Below are 20,113 nucleotides of genomic sequence, written 5' to 3' on the forward strand. Positions count from 1 at the left end.
GGTTAAATTGAAAAAAATCTCAAAGAAGTTTGTTGAGTATCCTAATCTGTAAAGCGAATATTCATACTGGCGGAGTACACTCACCCCGCTATCTCACTCAAGTGCACACAGGAGTCACTATGGAATCAATCGTTCATTGGGTCGATGATAACTCTTCTCTTATCATTCACTATCTTTTACAGGGGCTATTAGCGCTTGTTATCTTCTTTGTAGGTATGAAACTGGCAAAGCTTGCTGCAAACCTCACAGAAAAGGCGTTTAACAAGCGTAAGGTAGACAAAGCCGTTGGCGCGTTTGTCGGCAATATCGCATACAGCATTGTGTTTGCAGCAACCTTACTTATGGCGCTTTCACAGGTTGGCATAGAGACAACCTCTTTTGTGGCCATTCTCGGTGCTGCTGGTTTGGCAATCGGCTTAGCATTGCAAGGCTCGTTGTCGAATTTCGCTTCTGGTGTTTTGATTATTATTCTCAGGCCATTTAAGTCTGGAGATTATATCGAAGCGGGTGGTAAAGGGGGCAGTGTACAGCGTATTGAGATCTTCTCTACTGAACTGAGAACACCGGATAACAAGGTTATCATCATGCCAAACTCAGCGATTATGTCGGGTGCAATCGTCAACTACTCTCGTGAGAAAACACGACGAATAGACTTGGTTATCGGGGTAAGCTATGAGGCTGATCTCAGAGAGGCAAAAAATGTGTTAAAATCCGTGCTGGACAAAGATCAGCGGATCCTGAAAGAGCCCGCTTATACGGTCGCTGTACTAGAAATGGCGGATTCAAGTGTCAATTTTGTTGTGCGCCCTTGGGTGGCGACTTCTGATTATTGGCCCACTTACTTTGACCTTGTAGAGAATATAAAATTAGCATTGGATGATGCTAATATCGAAATTCCATTCCCACAAATGGATATTCACCTTCACAAAGACTAATTAATGACAGGTTTATAGGCAATGAAATTAAAATTATTATCTCTGTGCGTATTGGCAGCGATTAGCACGAATGTTGCTGCAGAAGAAGCCCCTGCAACGAAGCCAAAACAGGAAAAAGCCTGGGATATCACCAGTGAAGTGGGGGCCATTATTACCAGTGGTAACACCGAGACCACAACACTCAAAGGTGCGCTTAAAGCCAAGCATAACCTTGAAAACTGGCGTAATGAATACAAACTGGACGGTATCTATAAGGAAGATGAAATCGAAAATGATGATGGTGAACGCATCAGCGAACGCACCAATGAGAAGTACTCTGTGTCTATGCAGGGTAACTATAAGCTGACCGAAGACCATAGCCACTTGTTTATCTATGGCTCGTACGATTCTGATTACTTTGGTGCTTATCGCAGTGAAACCGTTGTATCGGTGGGTTACGGTTTACGCCTATTGAGCCTGGACACTATGTACCTGGATGCTGAAATTGGTCCAGGTATGAAACGTTTTGAATATCAGGACGATAGTACCGAGGTGGATGAGAATGGTAACCCGCTTGCTGGCACCACAGATAATGAAGTGATTGGTGTTGCCAAGGTAGACTTTGAGTGGCAGGTATCCGATAACGCCCGTTTCACGCAAGTGGTTGGGGTGGAGTACGGTGATACCAACACTAAAACAACGTCTGAATCAGCATTGATGACTAAAATTAACGGATCTTTGCAGATGAAGGTGGCGTACAATATTACTCATAACTCAACAGTCGACGAAGGCAAAGAAAATACCGATACGGAAACATCTTTGACCTTGGTTTACAGCTTTTAACAAAGCTTGTACTTAAATTCACAAAGAAAATACTAAAAGGGGCGAAAGTCCCTTTTTCTATTGGCGACTATTCGTGTAAAATATCGAATCTTTTTTATCTTTGTACAACTAGTAGCAGGTTTGGAATGTTCTTAAAGCGCTTTTTTGCACTAATGACACTCGTTTTTAGTTCCATTATTTTGGCATTTAACCCAACACCAGAACAAATAGCACAATTTAAGAAACTGCCAGAAGAACAGCAACAGGCGCTAGCTAAGCAATATGGTGTAGATATTTCCACACTTGGTTCTGCCACTACTTCGGGGGCAGTAAACCCGCAAACTAAAAAAGAAAACATAAATAGCATACTACCGAGAGACATCGAGCGAGAAGAGGAAGAGGTGGTTGAAGACCCCTTGAAACCTAAGGTGGAGGAACTAGAGCCGTTTGGTTATGACTTATTCTCTGGTGAGCCAACTACTTTTGCTCCAACAGAGGCAGTTTCGGCTCCTCAAGGTTATATCATTGGTGTTGGTGATGTTATTTCGGTCAACCTCTACGGTAAAGAAAGCCATTCTCATCGTGTTATTGTGGATGGTGAGGGCATGCTAAGTATTCCTGACTATTCACCCGTGAGTGTTGCTGGCCTGACCTACAGTGAATTAAAAAAATTGCTTCAAGAGAAAATAAAACGTGAGGCAATTGGTTTAAATGCTTATGTGTCGCTTGCAGAACTTCGCTCTATTCGAGTCATGGTTGTAGGCGAAGCCTATAAACCTGGTAGCTACGTGCTTTCCCCACTGTCTACGGTTACTCACGCGCTGTTTGCGAGCGGTGGTTTGAGTGATATCGCATCGTTACGTAGAGTACAGGTTAAACGTGACGGTAATGTTGCAGCTGAGCTTGATTTATATGATTTGCTTTTAAGAGGTGATAGTGCAGGCGACATCACACTGCGCGATGGAGATGTTGTTTTTGTACCATCTGTTGGCCCTCAGGTTAAAGTCGAAGGAATGGTTAGAAGAGCTGCTATTTTTGAATTAAAAAATGGTGAGTCTGCACAAGAACTTAAGCAGATGTTTGGGGGGTTTAAAGCTGAGGCTTACCTAAAGAAAGTTCAGGTTAATCGTGTTGTTGACAATGCTGTCAGCAGTGCGTTATCTGTTGATTATCGAAATGCATCTGAAACAACCTATGTGCCTCAAGGAGGCGATCATATTAAAGTGATGCCTGTCGGAGAAACGATTGTCGATTCTATTACACTGATAGGTGCCGTGACTCGACCAGGTCACTATCAGTGGAAAGACGGCATTTCGGTAGATCAGATCCTGACTAATTTAAAAACGGATTTGCTACCGCAAGCGGACTTAGAATACGCCATTATTGTTCGGGAGCGAGATCAACTCAGTAATATTGACGTACTGCAGTTTTCAATAAACGATGTGCTCACTGGCAAAAAAGTGATGCTTCAAAAGAATGATAAGCTGTTTATCTTCAGTCGCTTCTCTTCTGCGCTTGAAGAAGAAGAGGTGCTTGTAAACTTAGCACTTACAGCAGAGCAAAAGAGCTTACAAGAGAAGGTGAAGCTTTGGCATTTGTACGAACACAGCCAATTCGAGCAAAAAGTATTATTTGGTCTTAGCCTTGACGAGAAGTCAGTTGGAATTAAAGAGCGCTACTTAGAGAAAAAAGCAGCAGGCCTGGCGCCTTTTAGCCGAGAGCAATTATTAGCCCCCATAAACTTAAAACTACAACAACAGGCGAGTGTTGGCAGTCAGGTTGCAACCTTTGAGGTACTCGGTAAAGTTAAATTCCCAGGTATCTACCCTCTGGCTGAAAATGCCACAATTGAAGATGCAATTGATGCTGCAGGCGGCTTGCTTGAGTCAGCTTATGCTGAGTACTTTGAGCTTACTCGTTACGCTGAGACAGGAGAAATATCGAACCTCCGTCTGGATTGGAACGCAGAAACGGCTGAAGAACGCTTACAAAGCCGAGACACGGTAAATATTCTGACAAAGCCAAATTGGCAAGAAAGTTATCGCGTTAGTTTGCAAGGAGAAGTTAATTTTCCTGGTACGTACAGTGTTAAACGAGGTGATACGTTACATAGTTTGATCCAAAGAGCGGGCGGCCTTACAGGCTTTGCAGAGCCCAAAGCCGCGATCTTGACTCGCGAATCGCTTAAAGAACAAGAAGAGAAACAAATAGAAACGCTGTCTGAAAACTTGCGCAAAGATCTAGCCGCCAGAAGCATGCAAAAATCAGTTTCTAGTGCTTCATTGAGTTATTCAGACATGAACAAGATAATGGCCGATCTCTCAAAAGTTGAAGCAGTTGGGCGATTAGTAATTGATTTGCCTAGAATCCTATCAAAGATGGAAGATGTTGTTTTGCAAGATGGGGATACATTATATGTACCTGTATTGCAGGATTCTATCTCGATTATCGGAGAGGTGAATTACCCGTCAGCGCACTTATTCAGAAAAGGGATCAGTTTGGATGAATATATCGATCTCAGCGGTGGTATGAAGGATAGGGCTGAAGAAGATCAAATTTATATCATCAAAGCGAATGGTTCAGTTGTATTGCCAAGGAAGTCGAGCTGGTTCGCAGTTGAAGATCATCAGGGTGGGCTAGAAGCCGGAGACACCATTGTAGTGCCTATGGACTCCTCACATATGGACAACTTTACTCTCTGGAGCACGGCAACCCAAATCGCCTACCAGTTAGGTATCGCACTTGCCGCTATTACTAGTCTTTGATGCAAAGGTATTTCAATATGCAGGACAATAATATCACCGCGAAAAGTTACCTCGATGAAGAGGTCGATTTTATAGACTTGATATATTTCATACTGTCTAAGTGGCAAATCATTCTATGTGTATCTGTGGTTGCGTTTGTTGCAACCTATTTGGGGGTCTCTCAGTTACCAAACGAATACAAAAGTGAAGTTCTGGTGTCACCTGTATCATCTGCTAAGTCTTCTCCGAGTAACAGTGCAATTGGCGGTTTAGCTGCTTTGTCAGGGATTAACTTGGGTGGGGGAGATGATAAGACACAGTTGGCTCTTGCTACGTTAGAAAGTAGGAAGTTCATTGTTGACTTTATTAACGAGCATAATTTAAAGCCGGCATTTTGGGCTGCAACAGGTTGGGATCAAAGCAATAATGAACTGACTTATGATGATGAACTCTATGATAATGACAGCAAAAGCTGGAAAGAAAGTGAAGATGGGCTAAGCTTCGAGCCAAGTGATTTACAAGTCTATGCAGTCTTTTTAAAGGATTTTTTCACTATAACTCAAGATAAAGATTCGAGCTTTGTGACAATTACCTTGACGCATTATTCTCCGCTTTTCGCTAAAGAAACATTGGATAAGCTGGTTGACTATGTAAATCAATATTTCAAATACAAAGAAATAAACGATGCGGAAAAGAGCATAAGCTATTATCAAAATCGAATCGAAACCCAAGCTCTCGAGTCGTTGAATCAAGTGCTTTATAAGTTAATCGAAGAAGAAGAGAAGAAGAAAATGATGGCTACAACAAGAGAAGAGGCGATGTTTGAAGTAGTTGATCCGCCTTTTATTGCTGAGTATCCATTTTTTCCCAGAAAAGGCCTTTTTTCAGTGCTGGCTGCTGTGGCTGCGCTCTTTCTAACATCTTTAGTACTAATGCTTAGATATATACTTATAACTTTGTCTAACCAGCGTAGCTGTCAGAAATAGTTTAGTGTAGGTAGGAGTTATATATCTTGAAGAAATTACCGTTCAGATCTACGGCATTTAAAGCTCGTAACCAAGGCACTGTCTACCTATATAGCCCGGAAGATCGGATTGAGGTACTCAGCAAACTATTAGAAGGCTGCGGATTTAAAGTGGTATTTAATGATTATACCGTTACCTCATTCGAGAATAAGGTGCTATGTCATTATGAGTCTAGCCGCTTGGAAGCTAAGCAAAACCTGTTTCTTGTAGAAGCGACTGAGTATGGTGCTTGGGTAGAACCTTTGGTGAGCTATTTAGATGAAAGAAATGGTTATACTGAAGTAGATTTATTGCATAGCAGCTATTTTTTGCACCAAAAATCATTCACTATTCTGTCGTCTAAACGGACGCAAGTTGTAAAGCGCACTTTAGACATACTGTTTTCGTTTTTCTTGCTTGTATTGACTATCCCTATTGCGATGATTACGGCAATATTGATTAAGTTGGAGAGCCGTGGTCCGGTACTTTATAAACAACAAAGGACTGGACAGTATAACCAAGAGTTTCACGTAATAAAGTTCAGGTCTATGCGTCAGGATGCTGAAAGTAATGGCGCACAATGGGCATCAAAGTATGACTCGAGAGTTACTCGCGTGGGTAAATTCATTCGTAGGACCAGAATTGACGAGCTTCCTCAGCTTATAAACGTGTTGAAAGGAGAGATGTCTTTGGTCGGCCCTCGTCCAGAACGAGAAGTATTCATTAAAGAATTGGAAAAGAGGATCCCCTACTACCGTTTTCGCCATGCGGTAAAGCCAGGTGTAACTGGGTTAGCGCAGACGTCTTATCGTTATGGTGAGTCGGTGGAAGACGCTGTGTGGAAGCATAAATATGATATCCATTATATCAAACATCATCGAACTCTGACCGATCTGAAAATTTTATTAAAAACGGTGAAAGTTGTCATTTTTGGTATGGGCCAGTAATGACTCCTTTAGTATCTATTATAATGCCGAGCTATAATGCTGAAAAATTCATAGATGAGGCGATAAATTCAGTTTTAAATCAGTCTTATGAGTATTGGGAATTATTGATTACCGATGATAACTCACAAGACGGTACGCAGAGTATTCTTGAAAATTATGCTTCTCAAGATCCGCGTATCAAAGTGCAAATCCAAACAGAGAATCAGGGCGCGGGAGTCGCGAGAAATAATGCCATCTCTCGAGCTAAAGGTGATTTTATTGCGTTTCTAGATTCGGATGATATGTGGCACCCCGATAAGTTAAAAATTCAGCTGAACTATATGCTTGAGCATAAGGTTGATTTTACTTATACGGCCTATCAAAAGGTAACGCATGGCAAACTGGCTGGCACGGTTGTGCCTGTTGAATCTGTAACACGCTCTGAGCTGTTAAAAAGTAATGTAATTGGTTGCTTAACGGCGGTGTACAATGCAAAACGTTTAGGCAAGTTCTATATGCCTAAGATACGCAAACGCCAGGACATGGCATTATGGTTGAAGATATTAGAAAAAACGCCTAAAGCGCATTGTATAACTCAAGTACTGGCATTTTATCGTACCGATGTTGGCATGAGTCAGAATAAGGTGGAAATATTGAAATGGCAATGGCGTTTGTATCGTGACGAGGTTAACTTGGGCTTATTAAAATCCTGCTACTATTTCCTCCATTATGCCATCAAAGGCTTTGCAAAAAGTCGCAAATAGGTTGTCTTCTACAATGCAGCTAATCTCTGTCATTATTCCATTTTATTCAAAGAATAGCGGGCTACTAATCAAATCCGTTAGAAGTGCGCTGAATCAATCTTACACACATCTTGAAGTCATTGTTGTTGATGATTGCTCACCATGTAAAGCGGAAGATGAGCTTTCCTCATTGCATGATCCAAGGCTTAGGGTAATCCGACATGCAACGAACTCTAATGGCGCCACCGCGAGAAATACCGGCGTGGAAGCAGCGTCTGGAAGTGTCATTGCATTTTTAGACTACGATGACGAGTGGTATCCTGAAAAATTAAATAAGCAGTTGAGCTTGCTAAACGAGAAAGGCTTAAACCACGTTATCTATAGCCGGTGTAAAATTATTGAGCCATCGGGCAGAACATTCACTAGACCACGACGTGCCATCTCCCAACATGAAAGGGTTGGTGATTATCTATTTGTTGCATGTGAGATAATTCAAACGAGTGGCATAATGTTATCTGCTAGTTTAGCTCAGCGTGTTCAGTTTGATGATCTAAAGCGTCATCAGGATTATCAATACTGTTTGGCTTTGGAACAGGTTGGAGCAACTTTTACATTACTTGATGAAGTTGTATATGATTTTGTTCAGATCCCCAAGCTAAACGACTATTTGTTCTCTGCTATGTGGTTAGAGAATTACTCATCATACTTGTCAGATGAAGCAACCAAAGGTTTTAAGAAAATAGTTATATTACGAACAATAATAGCGCACAAAAAGTATGTTGAAGCATTGCTCTATTCTGTGAAAAACAATATAACTACAAGCTTTTTTTCCATTTTTTTAAAGAAAGTGGTTAAAGGTGCGTTACCTAGTGTTATTTTGGAAAAGCTTTAAAAATGCGCGTCAGTAGATTTGTCAAAGTGGAAAGTATAATCAGCCTTTTCGTCGGGTTGATTGGTGTTTCATGTGTATTTGCCTTGATGAACTATGATAGAGCACTAAATGTAGACTACAAAAATTACGAAAGTAATTATAATAATGATTGGCATCAATTTGAGCTAGGTTTTGAGTTTTTGGCTGACTTCTTTCAGTTCTTTTCTTTGAGCTTTGAAACCTTCTTTATGTCAGTCCTTTTTTTAATAGCAATATTGCTGTTTTTTCTTTATAGAAAACCCGCGATTATGCTCTTTGCATTGCCTAATTTGATATTATCTTCTCAGGGTTTTATTGGTACGCAGCTTCGATACTCATTAGCTTGTATTATCTTTGTGATTGTTTTTAGGAAATTTCACAATAGTAGGCTCATATATATTTTAGCACCTATCACTAGCGTTTTTCATTTTGGAGTGATACTTGGTGCTATGTTTGCAATCTATCAAAAACTTTTTTTTGGCGTCTCGAATGGATTGAAGTCTAAAAAGAATGTGTTTTTTAGTTTGGCTTTTGTACTAGGTTTAATATTGCTAAAGTTGGTTATAGAGTATCTTTTAGTGAGCTTTGGCTATTCTTATTATGTGGGTACAAAGTACAATGTCGGACGCTCTCTGGCGGGTACTCTGTACTTGATAATCGCACTTTTTTTTATTGTTCTTTTACTAGTAAGTAAGGTAAAGATAGTATATCCAGAACTTGTCTTCCTTTCCTTTTTTGTTGTGATTTTTAGTATTGTGATTAGCGATTTCACTGTGATATCTGGACGATACTATAAACTTTATTTGTTGTTAGAGCCTTTCTTGTTGTATGCGTTTTACAAACAAGTAGGGCGTTATTATAAAGGTGTGCCATTTTGGCTACTTTTCTTAGTATTGTCTCTCTCTAAGTTAAGTACATTAAACTTAACCTTTAGTCTAAATTTCTAGCCGTGCTAAGGGTTATACACCTTTATTTCCATATTGAGTAAGTGGGTTTTTTATGAAAATTGTAGCTTTTGTAGGTGAAACTTTTGAGTATTATGATGGCTATTGTTATACAAAGCCAACATCGGCGGCATTTTTGCAAGATCTTGTTGGTAAAGACAATGTTTATGTCTGTTCACCAATGAAGGAAGTTTCTGAGCAACCGACTACATTTAGTACCAAGGTGGCGCATTCTCACTTCTACCCTTCGCCAGCATATAAATCCACAAAAGACTTCACACTGAAATCAATTACTAAAGCTGGGTACTTAAAAGCGTTCCAGCAAAGTGCAGATAAAGTGATTGCGGAGCACCCTGGTGCGTATTTTTGGATCCGAACTCCTTCGATGGGGAGTATTGTCTTTGGTCTGCAAGCGCTTAAAGCCGGTGAAAAAGTTATCCATCATATGTGCGCCGATGCTTCTAATACGTGGCGTGGTAAAAAGTATAAAGGAATAGAGAAGCTGCTCGGCTTTCTATTATCAAGGCTCATTCGTTGGCAGCTAAGAAAGATTTGTAAACACGAAAACACCATTAATTTGTGCACAGGTGACGTGCTTGAGGACTTTAGCCGTACGTACTCCCCTAGTAATACTCACCAATTTGTGGATGTTATGGTGAAACAGCCAGAATTGATAAATGCACCATCGCCGTCTAATCAGGAAAGGCTTAATTTACTTTTTGTTGGACGTATTGTCGAAGATAAAGGGGTTTTTGATTTACTGGAGGTTGTTTACCGCCTAAAAGGTAAAGTAGCGGCAACGATAGTTGGTGGTGGACCGGAGCTTGAGTCAGCGCAACGGATGTCTAGTAAGCTGGGTCTGGAAAATCAAGTAAGGTTCATGGGTCAGCTTAAACACTCGGAGCTTTCGAAACTATACGATGCTTCGGATGTTGTGGTTGTGCCTTCAAATAATCATTACGAGGGTTTTCCGAGAGTTATAATGGAAGGGTGGTCTCATCACAAACCGGTCATTGTATCCAACGTTGGTGGTGTTAAGGCGTTTGTAAAAGATGGTGAAAATGGATTGATTTTTACACCAGGTTCCAGAGATGAACTTTATAGCAAGCTCGAAAACTTATTATCTGATGATGCACTATTGAATAAGCTAACAAGTGGTGCAAAAAGTATGTCTGAAATATCCCTCCAGAATTACTGGTTACAGCAATTGAATAGTATTTTAGAGGTGAGGTAGTATGAAGCACAAGGGGTTGCTGTTATATACTTGGTTCATTCGTTTGTTTTTAGGGTGGTTACCAGATATTCCTTTCATCATGAGATTTCGGGGAGCATTATATAGTTTAGGGATGCCGGCGTGTGGCAAAAATTTTCAGGTTTCTTCCAATGCGATAATTAGAAATCTTGAAAACTGCTATTTTGGTGATAATGTTTATTTGGCGCCCTTCGTCGTTGTAAACGCCATAGATAGAATAACCTTAAATAATGGTGTTATGATAGGCTTTAGTAGTGTATTAGTTTCCGGGAATCATACACTGCAACATGGCTCATTTAGATATGGTAAATCGGATACCAAGCCAATTTCTGTGCTTGAGGGAGCTTGGGTCGGAGCAAACTGCACACTAACCGCGGGGTCCGTATTACCACAATCATCTTTACTTGCAGCTAATTCTGCTCTGACTAAAGAGATGACAGAAGATAATTATATCTATGGTGGAGTTCCTGCTAAGCCTATTACGGCTATAAAAAGTAGCTCTACATAATATTTTAGTCTTTATGAAAAGCGGAATTTTCACTTTTTAAGCTAGGATTATCTGAGATAATCAATAGGATGCTTTATTGACTTGGATTCCGTGTTGTTATAGGTTTTTCTAACCTAAAAAAGCTTGTTGTAATTGTACTTACGATTACTTTGAGCTAGCCTTGGCGGACCAGTTTTTCATTTCAACCTGTGTTTTGGTTTGCCTAAATAAGAATTGGTGTATCAATTCCCTCTTTATGGAAACGCCTTACGAATTCTGCGGTTTATTAGTTGAATATGCAGCTTTAGATTGGCTCGAAAAGCTTAACGGGTAGCATGTACTGCTATTTTTTATTACCAGCAGTTTTTTATGTCGTTTCCGTAGTATGGTAAAAATCACTTTGATTTTACGATATTAAACAAACTGTTAGCGGTATTTTGGCTATTATTTCAAGCATTTTTCATTGCGAGGGTGACATTGAAAAAGGTATAATTCCCTTTTAGTTTTTTTGGCACGAGGTAAAAGCATGAAGCTACTTGTCACGGGGGGGGCTGGGTTCATTGGTTCAGCGGTCGTTAGGCACATAATCAATGAGACAACAGATTCAGTAGTGGTACTAGATAAGCTGACATATGCAGGAAACCTTGAGTCACTCGCTGATGTCTCTTCAAGTGAACGTTATAGCTTTGAACTGGTTGATATTTGTGATAGAAATGAGCTTGACCGTGTGTTTGCTCAACATCAACCTGACGCAATAATGCACCTCGCTGCAGAAAGCCATGTCGATCGCTCGATAGATGGTCCCAAAGAGTTTATCGAGACAAATATCATTGGCACGTATCAATTGCTTGAAGCTGCCAGACTCTATTATCAAGCATTGAGTGATGACAAAAAGTCAGAATTTCGCTTCCATCATATTTCAACTGACGAAGTGTATGGCGACCTGGAAGGCCCAGAAGACCTATTTACAGAAGAAACACCTTATGCGCCAAGCTCGCCTTATTCCGCATCAAAAGCATCCAGCGATCATTTAGTGCGTGCCTGGCATCGTACTTTGCTTTACCCACAATTGTAACTAATTGCTCGAACAACTATGGGCCTTATCACTTTCCTGAAAAGTTAATTCCGTTAATGATACTGAATGCGCTAGAAGGCAAGTCTTTACCTGTGTATGGCAATGGGTTGCAGGTACGTGATTGGTTATATGTTGAGGACCATGCCCGAGCATTATATAAAGTGGTTACAGAAGGGCACGTAGGTGAGACGTACAACATTGGCGGTCACAATGAGAAAGCCAATATCGATGTTGTGAGAACTATCTGTGCGTTACTTGAAGAGTTGGTGCCCACTAAGCCTGATGGTGTTGCACATTATTCAGATTTGATTACCTATGTTAAAGATCGCCCAGGCCATGATGTACGCTATGCTATTGATGCGAGCAAAATTGCAGATGAGCTTGGTTGGGTACCTCAGGAAACTTTTGAATCGGGTATTCGAAAAACGGTTATGTGGTATTTGAACAATCAAGCGTGGTGGACCCGTGTCCTCGATGGCTCTTATTCACGAGAGCGCTTGGGAGTATAATTAGAGTAAGTTATGAAAGGTATTATACTAGCCGGTGGTTCCGGTACCCGTCTTTATCCTATTACCATGGGTGTTTCTAAACAGCTCCTGCCTGTCTATGACAAGCCTATGATTTATTATCCGTTGTCAGTTTTGATGCTGGCTGGTATCAAAGATATTCTGTTGATCACGACACTTGAAGACCAGAGTAGTTTCCAGCGCCTGCTTGGTGATGGCACACAGTTTGGTATCAACCTGGAGTATGCTGTTCAGCCTTCACCAGATGGTCTTGCCCAAGCGTTTATTATAGGTGAATCCTTCATTGGTGAGGACGATGTTTGTCTGGTCCTTGGGGATAATATTTTCTATGGTCAGGATTTTACACCCAAGTTAAAAAACGCTGTAGCGAAAGCCAGGAATGGTGAGGGGGCAACTGTATTTGGCTACCAGGTCCACGATCCTGAGCGTTTTGGGGTGGTTGAGTTCGATGAAAATAAAAAAGCGATCTCAATAGAAGAAAAGCCCGAAAAGCCTAAAAGCAACTTTGCCGTAACAGGGCTGTACTTTTATGATAATCAGGTTGTAGAACTCGCGAAGCAGGTTAAACCGTCACATCGTGGGGAGTTAGAAATTACCTGCTTGAACGAGCTATATTTGAAGCGCAATAAACTGAATGTTCAGTTACTTGGCCGTGGCTACGCCTGGTTAGATACTGGTACGCATGAAAGTCTCCTTGAAGCGGCGCACTTTGTGGAGACGATCGAGAAACGGCAAGGATATAAAATTGCATGCTTGGAAGAGATCGCCTTTAACAAGCAGTGGTTAAGTAGAGAAGAAATCGCCGCAAAAGCTAAGTTGCTGTCAAAGAATGGCTATGGCCAATACTTGTCTGATTTGCTTAAAGCCTGATTTATGTCGGAGTTACAATCTCAGGCGGCTTCAGGTATTAAGTGGAGCGCAATAGAGCGACTTATTACTCAGCTTGTACAACTGCTTATTATGCTTGTCCTGGCGCGCCAGTTGGGCCCCCAAGCGTTTGGTTTGGTAGGCATGCTGGCTGTGTTTCTGGCAATTAGCCAGGTATTTGTTGAGAGCGGCATGGGTGCCGCTCTTATTAGAAAATTAGATCGTACTGAACAAGACTTTACGACCGCTTTTTATTTCAACATCGCCGTTGGTGTGTTGTGTTATCTTTTACTATACATTTGTGCGCCTTTTATTGCTGACTTTTATCAGCAGCCCCAACTCACCAACCTGCTTCGCTGGCTCGCGCTTGTTATTATTATTCATGCCTTTTCATTGGTGCCAAAAACGATGCTCACCATTGATATGGATTTCAAAAAGTTGGCGGTTGCTTCTTTCGGTGCTGTTACGATAAGTAGTGGCGTTGCGTTGGTGTGTGCATATCAGGGCGTCGGAGTGTGGTCGCTTGTCGCTCAATCTCTCAGCTATGCGTTTAGCCATATTATGATTTTGAACATTGTAAGACCCTGGGCGCCGAAAAGTAGATGCTCCAAAGCATCCTTTGATTACTTGTTTGGCTTTGGATCCAAATTGATGTTGGCGGGGCTACTAAATGGTATTTACCAAAATATTTATCAAATCATTATTGGTAAGTACTATAGTGCTGTGCAGGTGGGGTATTTTACACAAGCCAATCAGTTAGCAAAAACACCGGCTATGACTATGACGACGGTAATACAGCGGGTAACTTATCCTATGCTAAGTCGTATTCAGGACGATGTTGAGCGCTTGAAAACCGCCTATTTAACAACCCTTCAACTTGCTGCGTTAGTCATATTTCCACTATTGATAGGATTAGCTGTTGTTGCCGATCCTCTAATACCTTTAATGCTGGGAGAAGTCTGGCGACCGGCAGCTGAACTGGTTCCGTTTATCTGCTTGGCGCTTACCTTATACCCGATCCATGCAATTAATCTCAACATGTTACAGGTTAAAGGGCGAGCTGACCTGTTTTTGAAGCTCGAGGTTGTTAAAAAAGGCATCACAACCGTTATATTGATTTGTACAGTGCCGCTGGGCTTGGAGGCGATATGTATAGGTATGGTCGTTCAGTCCTGTATCGCATTTTTTATCAATTCTTACTACAATGGTAAGCTAAATGGCTTATCCGTTATGGACCAACTCAGAACACTGCTCTTAATCTTTTTAATGAGTAGTTTTGCCTGCGGTGTCGCTTGGTATGTGTCTACCTTGATTTCAGAACTTGACTGGGTAAGAGTGGTATTTACGATGCTCTTAGCTACTTTCATATACATAGTAAGTGTTCGCTACCTTCAACCTCGATTATATAGCTATATTGTTAAAAGCTTTTTCGCAAAGAAAGAAAATTGACCATGGATAAAATTACCGTAACTTCACCGCTTCTGCCTCCTCTGGAGGAGCTGACACCTTACTTAGAAGATATCTGGCAGCGTAAATGGCTGACAAACAGTGGTCATTATCATCAGGAGCTGGAAGCTGCATTATGTGAGTACCTGGATGTGCCTTACGTTAGCCTGTTTTCTAATGGGACTCTGGCACTTATCACAGCATTACAATCTTTAGGGTTGAAAGGTGAAGTAATTACTACCCCATACACTTTTGTGGCAACGGCACACGCCATTAAATGGAATGGACTCACACCCGTTTTTGTTGATATAGATCCTGATACATATAATCTGGACGTAGGTCATATAGAAGCTGCTATTACAGAGCGTACATGTGCAATTGTACCTGTTCATGTCTACGGTATGCCATGTAACAATGAAGCCATCGAAGCCCTTGCTCGAAAGTATAATCTTAAGGTGATTTACGACGCAGCGCATGCATTTGGTGTAACTGAGAATGGGCATTCGGTATTAAACTACGGTGATTTATCTATATTAAGTTTCCATGCAACGAAGGCATATTCCACAATTGAGGGTGGTGCTGTGGTATGCAAGACTCTGGAGCAAAAAGAGCAGCTGGATAAACTCAAGAACTTTGGGTTTGAATCGGAAAGTGTAATTAGTCAATGCGGTATCAATGCAAAGTTAAATGAAGTGCAGGCGGCATTTGGCCTTGTAACGCTGAAGCATATTGATGACGCAATAGAGAGACGAAAGGGGGTTGCGTCTTTCTACTATGAAAAACTAGGCTCCGTTGAGGGCATTAAGTTATTGACGCCTGAAGACAATATCTCATGGAATTATTCGTATTTTCCTATATTCATTGACGAAACAGCGTTTGGAAAAAGTAGAGATGAGCTGTTTTCTTTGCTCAAGGAAAATAACATTCTAGCTAGAAAGTACTTTTATCCACTGGTAACTGATTTTGAATTATATCATTCATCAGAACAAGAGTTTCCTTGTGCAAAAAAAGTATCCGAGCAAGTACTTTGTTTACCAATCCATGCTGATTTATCCACCGAAGATATGGAACTCATTGTGGGGTTAATTCTATGAAGAAGGTTGTGATATTTGGGGATTTGCCAATCGCGACTAAGGTTGCGAAGTTTATTTCACAACACGATGGTTGCGAAATTTCAGCAGTCGTTATTGGTAATGAGAATCCGACAAACAACGACCCGTGGGATGATGAGCTTCTGCTTGAATACGCAAGAGCTAAATCCATACCTATTCTATCTCTCGATGAACTGAAGAAAACAGAACAAAGTTTTGACCTGGGAATCAGTTGTCGGTTTTCTAAAATAATTAAAAAAGAAATTATCGATAGATTCGGCGTAGGCATTGTTAACTTTCATGGTGGGCTCTTACCTGAGTTTGGTGGGCTTTACAGTACTGTGCATACAATTATATCTGGTAGCAATATTGGTGGTGGTACGCTGCACTGGATAGATGAAGGGATAGACACTGGTAATATTCTAAAGAGATGCGAGTTTAAGGTACAAAACAGTGATACAGGTTACGATCTCTTTGTTAAAACGCAAGTTGCCCTACTCGAAGGTTTTATAGAAATATTTGAAAGTATTTTGAATGGTACTGCAATAGAGACGCCACTTAGCGAACTTACAGAGAAAGGGTATGTGTCTAGGTACTACAATAAAGATAGCCTTAATGGGTTGAGATATATCAACCTGGAAAAGATAGACTCTGATGCCTCCTTGAGAATTATCAAAGCGTTCACTTTTAAGGATTATCCCTCTGCCTATACTAAAATTGGAAATAGTAAAATAAAGTTATCATATGAGAAAACCGATGACCCCGTTAGTCTATAGCCCAATGGCTTCCCGTAAACTGGGTGTTAATGTTTACCTGAAACGCGACGATTTATACCCTATCTCGGGTGGTGGTAACAAAGGTCGAAAGGCAGAGTATATCCTCTCCAAGTGTCTAAGCGATGGTTGCAACGCTGTAGTCACTTGTGGAGGGCTGCAATCAAACCATGTGAGAGCAACAGCTATAAAGTGCCGAGAATTGGGTATTGAGTGCACAATAGTCATTCACAGCTCCCCAGTTTCTCGATCGACAGGTAACCTCAAGTTGTTGGAGTTATTAGGCGTAAACGTCGTATATTGTGAAATGTCTGATGTATCCGATGTCATGGATAGAGAAATGGATCGCTTTAAATCAAACGGGTTAACTCCATTCTATATTTGGGGAGGAGGGCATTCATACGAAGGTACCTTAGCCTTCTTTGATGCTGTCAAAGAAGTTGAATGTCAATCCGATGTAGACTTCGACTCTGTTTTTGTTGCAAGTGGAACTGGTGCTACCCAAGCCGGTTTGCATTGTGGATTTAAATCCTTTTTCCCTAAAACCAAAGTATATGGCATTAGCGTTGCCAGAGAACAAGCGCGAGGCACAGAGGCTGTACGGCAATCTGTTGAGGAATTCATAGAAAAGTATGGTTTAGATAAAACCTACTCAAATGATATTTTCTTTACAGATCGATATCACTTCGGTGGTTATGAAAACAGTTCTGAATTATTAACGTCTAAAGTTATAGAGGTTGCTAGAAGCACAGGCATTGTTCTCGATCCAACCTATACCGGGAAAGCCTGGTTTGGTATGGAAGATATGATTAAATCAGGAAACTATACGAGCCAAAGTAATGTTTTATTTTGGCATACAGGTGGACTATTAAACTTGATGGCTTGTTAAATGAATATATTATTGACTTCGGTTGGGCGCAGAACATACCTTGTTGAATACTTTAAGGAGGTTCTCTCTTCATTAGGGGGAGTTGTACATGCCTCAAATAGCATTGATACATATGCAATTCGGCAAGCTGATAGATTTACGATTACGCCTAATATATACAGTGAAGACTATATCGACTATTTGATTGATTACTGTAAAGAAAATGAAATCGATATGCTTATATCCCTTTTTGATATAGATCTTCCTGTTTTAGCAAAGAATAAGTCGAAGTTTGCTAATAATGGTATTCAGGTTGTTGTGTCAGATCAGCATGTGATTGATACCTGTAATGATAAGTGGAAAACATATGAGTTTTTGACACAGAATGATATTATTACACCGAAAACCTTTCTTAATCTTGAAACTGCATTATCCGCGCTAGATGAGAAAAGCTTGAATTTCCCCCTTATCGTTAAGCCTCGTTGGGGGATGGGGTCAATAGGAATATATAAGGCAGAAAACCGTGAAGAGTTAGCTGTTTTTTATAAAAAAGTATTGAATGATATTAAAAATTCTTACTTGAAATTTGAATCTCAGGCTGCTTTGGAAGAGTCAGTTTTAATCCAGCAAGCTATTTTGGGAGATGAATATGGGGTTGAGGCGATTAACGACCTATCTGCTAATTTTGTCACTAGTTTCGTTAAACACAAAATAGCAATGAGAGCTGGAGAAACGGATCAAGCCGTCACGCTTGACAACCCGCACCTCGCTGAAATTGGCCAACGTATCGCTGAAAAACTAGCTCATATTGCAGTCCTTGACATCGATTTTCTCGAGCAGGATGGGCATTTTTATGTGCTCGAGTTAAATGCTCGGTTCGGTGGTCAGTATCCTTTCTCACATTTAGCGGGTGCCAATATTCCTAAGCAAATAATTGAGTGGGCTATGGGCAAGGGCACTTCAAGAACGAATATCACGGTCATACCAAATGTTCGTGCTGGGAAAGAGCTCGTTCCGGTTATAATCAGCAAATAAACATTTAATAACTTAAGTATGTGATAGATGAAAATTGCTCACTTTATTCATGATGAAAAATTCCCTGATTTCGCTTACATACAGTTTGAAGCGGCAGCTCCAGGTTGCTCAGACTACTTTATTGTGGGCGAGAAACGAGAGCTAAAATACGTAAAAAAAATTGAACCTAAATTCATACCTGCAAAGTCTTTTTCGGATGCCGCTTTTCTGAAAAAGCTAGCAGGCTATGATTTGATAGTTTTACATTCACTCACGATGTTCAATAAAAGGTTGGTATACAACCTTGATAAAAACATAAGAATTTTATGGGTAGGAATGGGTTATGATTACTATAGCTTGATCAATGGTGAATTGGTTCTACCTAAAACCCACTCGATATTGAATAAAGGAAGTTTTCAAGGTAACAATACTTTCCTGGCTTTGAAGTCAAAGCTAAAGAAAGTATTGAAAATTGAAGTAAGTTGGAGCTATTTGTTAGAGAGGATTGACTACTTTTCACCTGTGCTCTACGGAGAGTATACTAAATTACAGTCTTTATATCCCTTAATGAATTGTAAGTTCATAGATTGGAATTATGGTAGTACGTGTAATGTGTTAAATAGCCTAAAAGACGTTAAGGTATCTGGAAATAGTGTGCTACTCGGTAACAGTGCAGCCCCTCCTAATAATCACATTGAAGCGCTGGACGTACTTCACTCCCTTATGGGCAATAAAAGAACAGTTTATCTCCCACTTTCATATGGTGCCTCATCTAAAGTGAGAGATAAAATTATTCACTACGCTAGAAACTTAGATCTCGATATTGAACCATTGACTGAATTTATGGAGCAGACTGAGTATTTTAAGCTTATTTCTGAGTGTTCACATGTCGTTATGAATCATTGTAGGCAGCAAGGTGTTGGTAATATTGTTGTTGCTTTGTATTTAGGAAGCAGAGTTTTTGTCAATGAGAAGAATGATGCCTACAGTCACTTTAGGGATTTGGGATGTGTCATACATACCATGGCTGAGCTACAGAACTCTCCGGAGCTCCTTTCAGTTGACTTAGATGAAAAGTCAAAGCTTAAAAATAGGGAGATTATCGAAAAGGAAATTAGCTTTAGTCATGTACAAGGGAAAACGAAGAAGCTCATTGCACAGTGTATTGACTGAGCCGAGCCAGGCTTCAGTGGTCATACTTTTAAAGATAGTGGTTACTTCTTTGTTCTTTGAGTCTTTTTAGAGTCGGAAACTAGCAAAATGAATATAGTGGTAGTAGGTACAGGTTATGTCGGCCTGTCGAATGCAATGTTATTGGCACAACATTGCGATGTTGTCGCTTTGGATATTGTTGAAGAACGTGTCTCTAATGCTCAACTCGAAGTTTTCTCCCATCGCCGATGCAGAAATCACTGAGTTTCTGCAGTCAAAAACACAGCCGTTTGTCGCTACGACGGATAAAGCTAGCGCTTATGAACATGCAGACTTTATTGTTATTGCAACACCCACAGACTATGACCCTGAAACTAACTATTTCAATACCAGTTCAGTCGAATCGGTTATCAAAGATCTAGTTGAGTGTCAACGATCACCGAAAACTGATCCACTTTCAGCCTGAATTCGATCATTTAAAATTGATCCACTTGCTTACTCAGGTATTGCGCCTGCTCGGCGCTTGTCTTTCAATCTGTAGCTTTCTCCACTCA

At 40.6% G+C, this 20,113-nt stretch carries 17 protein-coding genes and 2 pseudogenes; all 19 read left to right on the forward strand.

Going from position 1 to position 20,113, the window contains the following annotated elements; genetic code table 11:
• The first annotated feature begins 119 nt into the window (after positions 1 to 119).
• Positions 120 to 935 carry a mechanosensitive ion channel family protein gene (locus IY568_RS10630; protein WP_010383629.1) on the forward strand — a complete coding sequence of 272 codons (816 nt, stop codon included), beginning with the start codon at positions 120 to 122 and terminating at the stop codon, positions 933 to 935.
• Between the two features lie 21 nt (positions 936 to 956).
• A complete protein-coding gene (locus IY568_RS10635) occupies positions 957 to 1,757 on the forward strand; it encodes a DUF481 domain-containing protein (protein ID WP_125558939.1) in 801 nt (266 codons plus the stop codon).
• A 125-nt stretch (positions 1,758 to 1,882) separates the two neighbouring features.
• On the forward strand, positions 1,883 to 4,501 hold the full coding sequence (locus IY568_RS10640; RefSeq protein WP_194867519.1) for a polysaccharide biosynthesis/export family protein: 2,619 nt from the start codon (positions 1,883 to 1,885) through the stop codon (positions 4,499 to 4,501).
• A 17-nt stretch (positions 4,502 to 4,518) separates the two neighbouring features.
• A complete protein-coding gene (locus IY568_RS10645) occupies positions 4,519 to 5,466 on the forward strand; it encodes a hypothetical protein (protein ID WP_194867520.1) in 948 nt (315 codons plus the stop codon).
• Between the two features lie 26 nt (positions 5,467 to 5,492).
• Positions 5,493 to 6,431, forward strand: coding sequence for an exopolysaccharide biosynthesis polyprenyl glycosylphosphotransferase (locus tag IY568_RS10650; RefSeq protein ID WP_228553267.1), 939 nt, complete (start codon positions 5,493 to 5,495; stop codon positions 6,429 to 6,431).
• Entirely contained in the window at positions 6,431 to 7,174 is a 744-nt protein-coding gene (locus IY568_RS10655; protein WP_194867521.1) for a glycosyltransferase family 2 protein, read from the forward strand. Before IY568_RS10650 ends, IY568_RS10655 begins: the two co-directional genes overlap by 1 nt.
• Positions 7,175 to 7,187: 13 nt before the next feature.
• Complete coding sequence (locus IY568_RS10660) at positions 7,188 to 8,045, forward strand: glycosyltransferase family 2 protein (protein WP_194867522.1); 858 nt, start codon at positions 7,188 to 7,190, stop codon at positions 8,043 to 8,045.
• Positions 8,046 to 8,047: 2 nt separating this feature from the next.
• Positions 8,048 to 9,010 carry an EpsG family protein gene (locus tag IY568_RS10665; protein ID WP_125558951.1) on the forward strand — a complete coding sequence of 321 codons (963 nt, stop codon included), beginning with the start codon at positions 8,048 to 8,050 and terminating at the stop codon, positions 9,008 to 9,010.
• A 52-nt stretch (positions 9,011 to 9,062) separates the two neighbouring features.
• Positions 9,063 to 10,241, forward strand: a complete 1,179-nt coding sequence (locus IY568_RS10670; RefSeq protein ID WP_125558953.1) for a glycosyltransferase family 4 protein — start codon at positions 9,063 to 9,065, stop codon at positions 10,239 to 10,241.
• A 1-nt stretch (position 10,242) separates the two neighbouring features.
• Positions 10,243 to 10,767 (forward strand): acyltransferase, encoded by a 525-nt coding sequence (locus IY568_RS10675; RefSeq protein WP_194867523.1) that lies wholly within the window; start codon positions 10,243 to 10,245, stop codon positions 10,765 to 10,767.
• Between the two features lie 505 nt (positions 10,768 to 11,272).
• A pseudogene (gene rfbB / locus IY568_RS10680) lies at positions 11,273 to 12,330 on the forward strand (dTDP-glucose 4,6-dehydratase).
• A 12-nt stretch (positions 12,331 to 12,342) separates the two neighbouring features.
• Positions 12,343 to 13,218 (forward strand): glucose-1-phosphate thymidylyltransferase RfbA, encoded by an 876-nt coding sequence (gene rfbA, locus IY568_RS10685; protein ID WP_125558959.1) that lies wholly within the window; start codon positions 12,343 to 12,345, stop codon positions 13,216 to 13,218.
• Between the two features lie 3 nt (positions 13,219 to 13,221).
• Positions 13,222 to 14,664 (forward strand): lipopolysaccharide biosynthesis protein, encoded by a 1,443-nt coding sequence (locus IY568_RS10690; RefSeq protein ID WP_194867524.1) that lies wholly within the window; start codon positions 13,222 to 13,224, stop codon positions 14,662 to 14,664.
• Positions 14,665 to 14,666: 2 nt separating this feature from the next.
• On the forward strand, positions 14,667 to 15,755 hold the full coding sequence (locus IY568_RS10695; protein WP_194867525.1) for a DegT/DnrJ/EryC1/StrS family aminotransferase: 1,089 nt from the start codon (positions 14,667 to 14,669) through the stop codon (positions 15,753 to 15,755).
• Positions 15,752 to 16,528: a formyltransferase family protein gene (locus IY568_RS10700; protein WP_194867526.1), complete on the forward strand. Its 777-nt coding sequence runs from the start codon at positions 15,752 to 15,754 to the stop codon at positions 16,526 to 16,528. The genes IY568_RS10695 and IY568_RS10700 overlap by 4 nt, the downstream gene beginning before the upstream one ends.
• Positions 16,529 to 16,532: 4 nt before the next feature.
• The gene (locus tag IY568_RS10705) at positions 16,533 to 17,414 is read left to right on the forward strand and encodes a 1-aminocyclopropane-1-carboxylate deaminase/D-cysteine desulfhydrase (protein WP_230090658.1); all 882 of its coding nucleotides are present in this window, start codon (positions 16,533 to 16,535) and stop codon (positions 17,412 to 17,414) included.
• Positions 17,415 to 18,428 (forward strand): ATP-grasp domain-containing protein, encoded by a 1,014-nt coding sequence (locus tag IY568_RS10710; RefSeq protein WP_194867527.1) that lies wholly within the window; start codon positions 17,415 to 17,417, stop codon positions 18,426 to 18,428.
• Positions 18,429 to 18,455: 27 nt separating this feature from the next.
• Positions 18,456 to 19,580 carry a TDP-N-acetylfucosamine:lipid II N-acetylfucosaminyltransferase gene (locus tag IY568_RS10715; RefSeq protein WP_125558971.1) on the forward strand — a complete coding sequence of 375 codons (1,125 nt, stop codon included), beginning with the start codon at positions 18,456 to 18,458 and terminating at the stop codon, positions 19,578 to 19,580.
• Between the two features lie 87 nt (positions 19,581 to 19,667).
• A pseudogene (locus IY568_RS10720) lies at positions 19,668 to 19,983 on the forward strand (UDP-glucose 6-dehydrogenase); the annotation flags it as partial.
• Positions 19,984 to 20,113: the final 130 nt, after the last annotated feature.

This window comes from Pseudoalteromonas sp. PPB1, assembly GCF_015356275.1.
Taxonomy (GTDB): domain Bacteria; phylum Pseudomonadota; class Gammaproteobacteria; order Enterobacterales; family Alteromonadaceae; genus Pseudoalteromonas; species Pseudoalteromonas rubra_D.

Excerpts from the sequence above, each read along its gene's own strand:
- IY568_RS10630 (WP_010383629.1), top strand. The coding sequence starts at position 120 with ATGGAATCAATCGTTCATTGGGTCGATGATAACTCTTCTCTTATCATT.
- IY568_RS10635 (WP_125558939.1), top strand. The coding sequence starts at position 957 with ATGAAATTAAAATTATTATCTCTGTGCGTATTGGCAGCGATTAGCACG.
- IY568_RS10640 (WP_194867519.1), top strand. The coding sequence starts at position 1,883 with ATGTTCTTAAAGCGCTTTTTTGCACTAATGACACTCGTTTTTAGTTCC.
- IY568_RS10645 (WP_194867520.1), top strand. The coding sequence starts at position 4,519 with ATGCAGGACAATAATATCACCGCGAAAAGTTACCTCGATGAAGAGGTC.
- IY568_RS10655 (WP_194867521.1), top strand. The coding sequence starts at position 6,431 with ATGACTCCTTTAGTATCTATTATAATGCCGAGCTATAATGCTGAAAAA.
- IY568_RS10660 (WP_194867522.1), top strand. The coding sequence starts at position 7,188 with ATGCAGCTAATCTCTGTCATTATTCCATTTTATTCAAAGAATAGCGGG.
- IY568_RS10665 (WP_125558951.1), top strand. The coding sequence starts at position 8,048 with ATGCGCGTCAGTAGATTTGTCAAAGTGGAAAGTATAATCAGCCTTTTC.
- IY568_RS10670 (WP_125558953.1), top strand. The coding sequence starts at position 9,063 with ATGAAAATTGTAGCTTTTGTAGGTGAAACTTTTGAGTATTATGATGGC.
- IY568_RS10675 (WP_194867523.1), top strand. The coding sequence starts at position 10,243 with ATGAAGCACAAGGGGTTGCTGTTATATACTTGGTTCATTCGTTTGTTT.
- rfbA (WP_125558959.1), top strand. The coding sequence starts at position 12,343 with ATGAAAGGTATTATACTAGCCGGTGGTTCCGGTACCCGTCTTTATCCT.
- IY568_RS10690 (WP_194867524.1), top strand. The coding sequence starts at position 13,222 with ATGTCGGAGTTACAATCTCAGGCGGCTTCAGGTATTAAGTGGAGCGCA.
- IY568_RS10695 (WP_194867525.1), top strand. The coding sequence starts at position 14,667 with ATGGATAAAATTACCGTAACTTCACCGCTTCTGCCTCCTCTGGAGGAG.
- IY568_RS10700 (WP_194867526.1), top strand. The coding sequence starts at position 15,752 with ATGAAGAAGGTTGTGATATTTGGGGATTTGCCAATCGCGACTAAGGTT.
- IY568_RS10705 (WP_230090658.1), top strand. The coding sequence starts at position 16,533 with ATGGCTTCCCGTAAACTGGGTGTTAATGTTTACCTGAAACGCGACGAT.
- IY568_RS10710 (WP_194867527.1), top strand. The coding sequence starts at position 17,415 with ATGAATATATTATTGACTTCGGTTGGGCGCAGAACATACCTTGTTGAA.
- IY568_RS10715 (WP_125558971.1), top strand. The coding sequence starts at position 18,456 with ATGAAAATTGCTCACTTTATTCATGATGAAAAATTCCCTGATTTCGCT.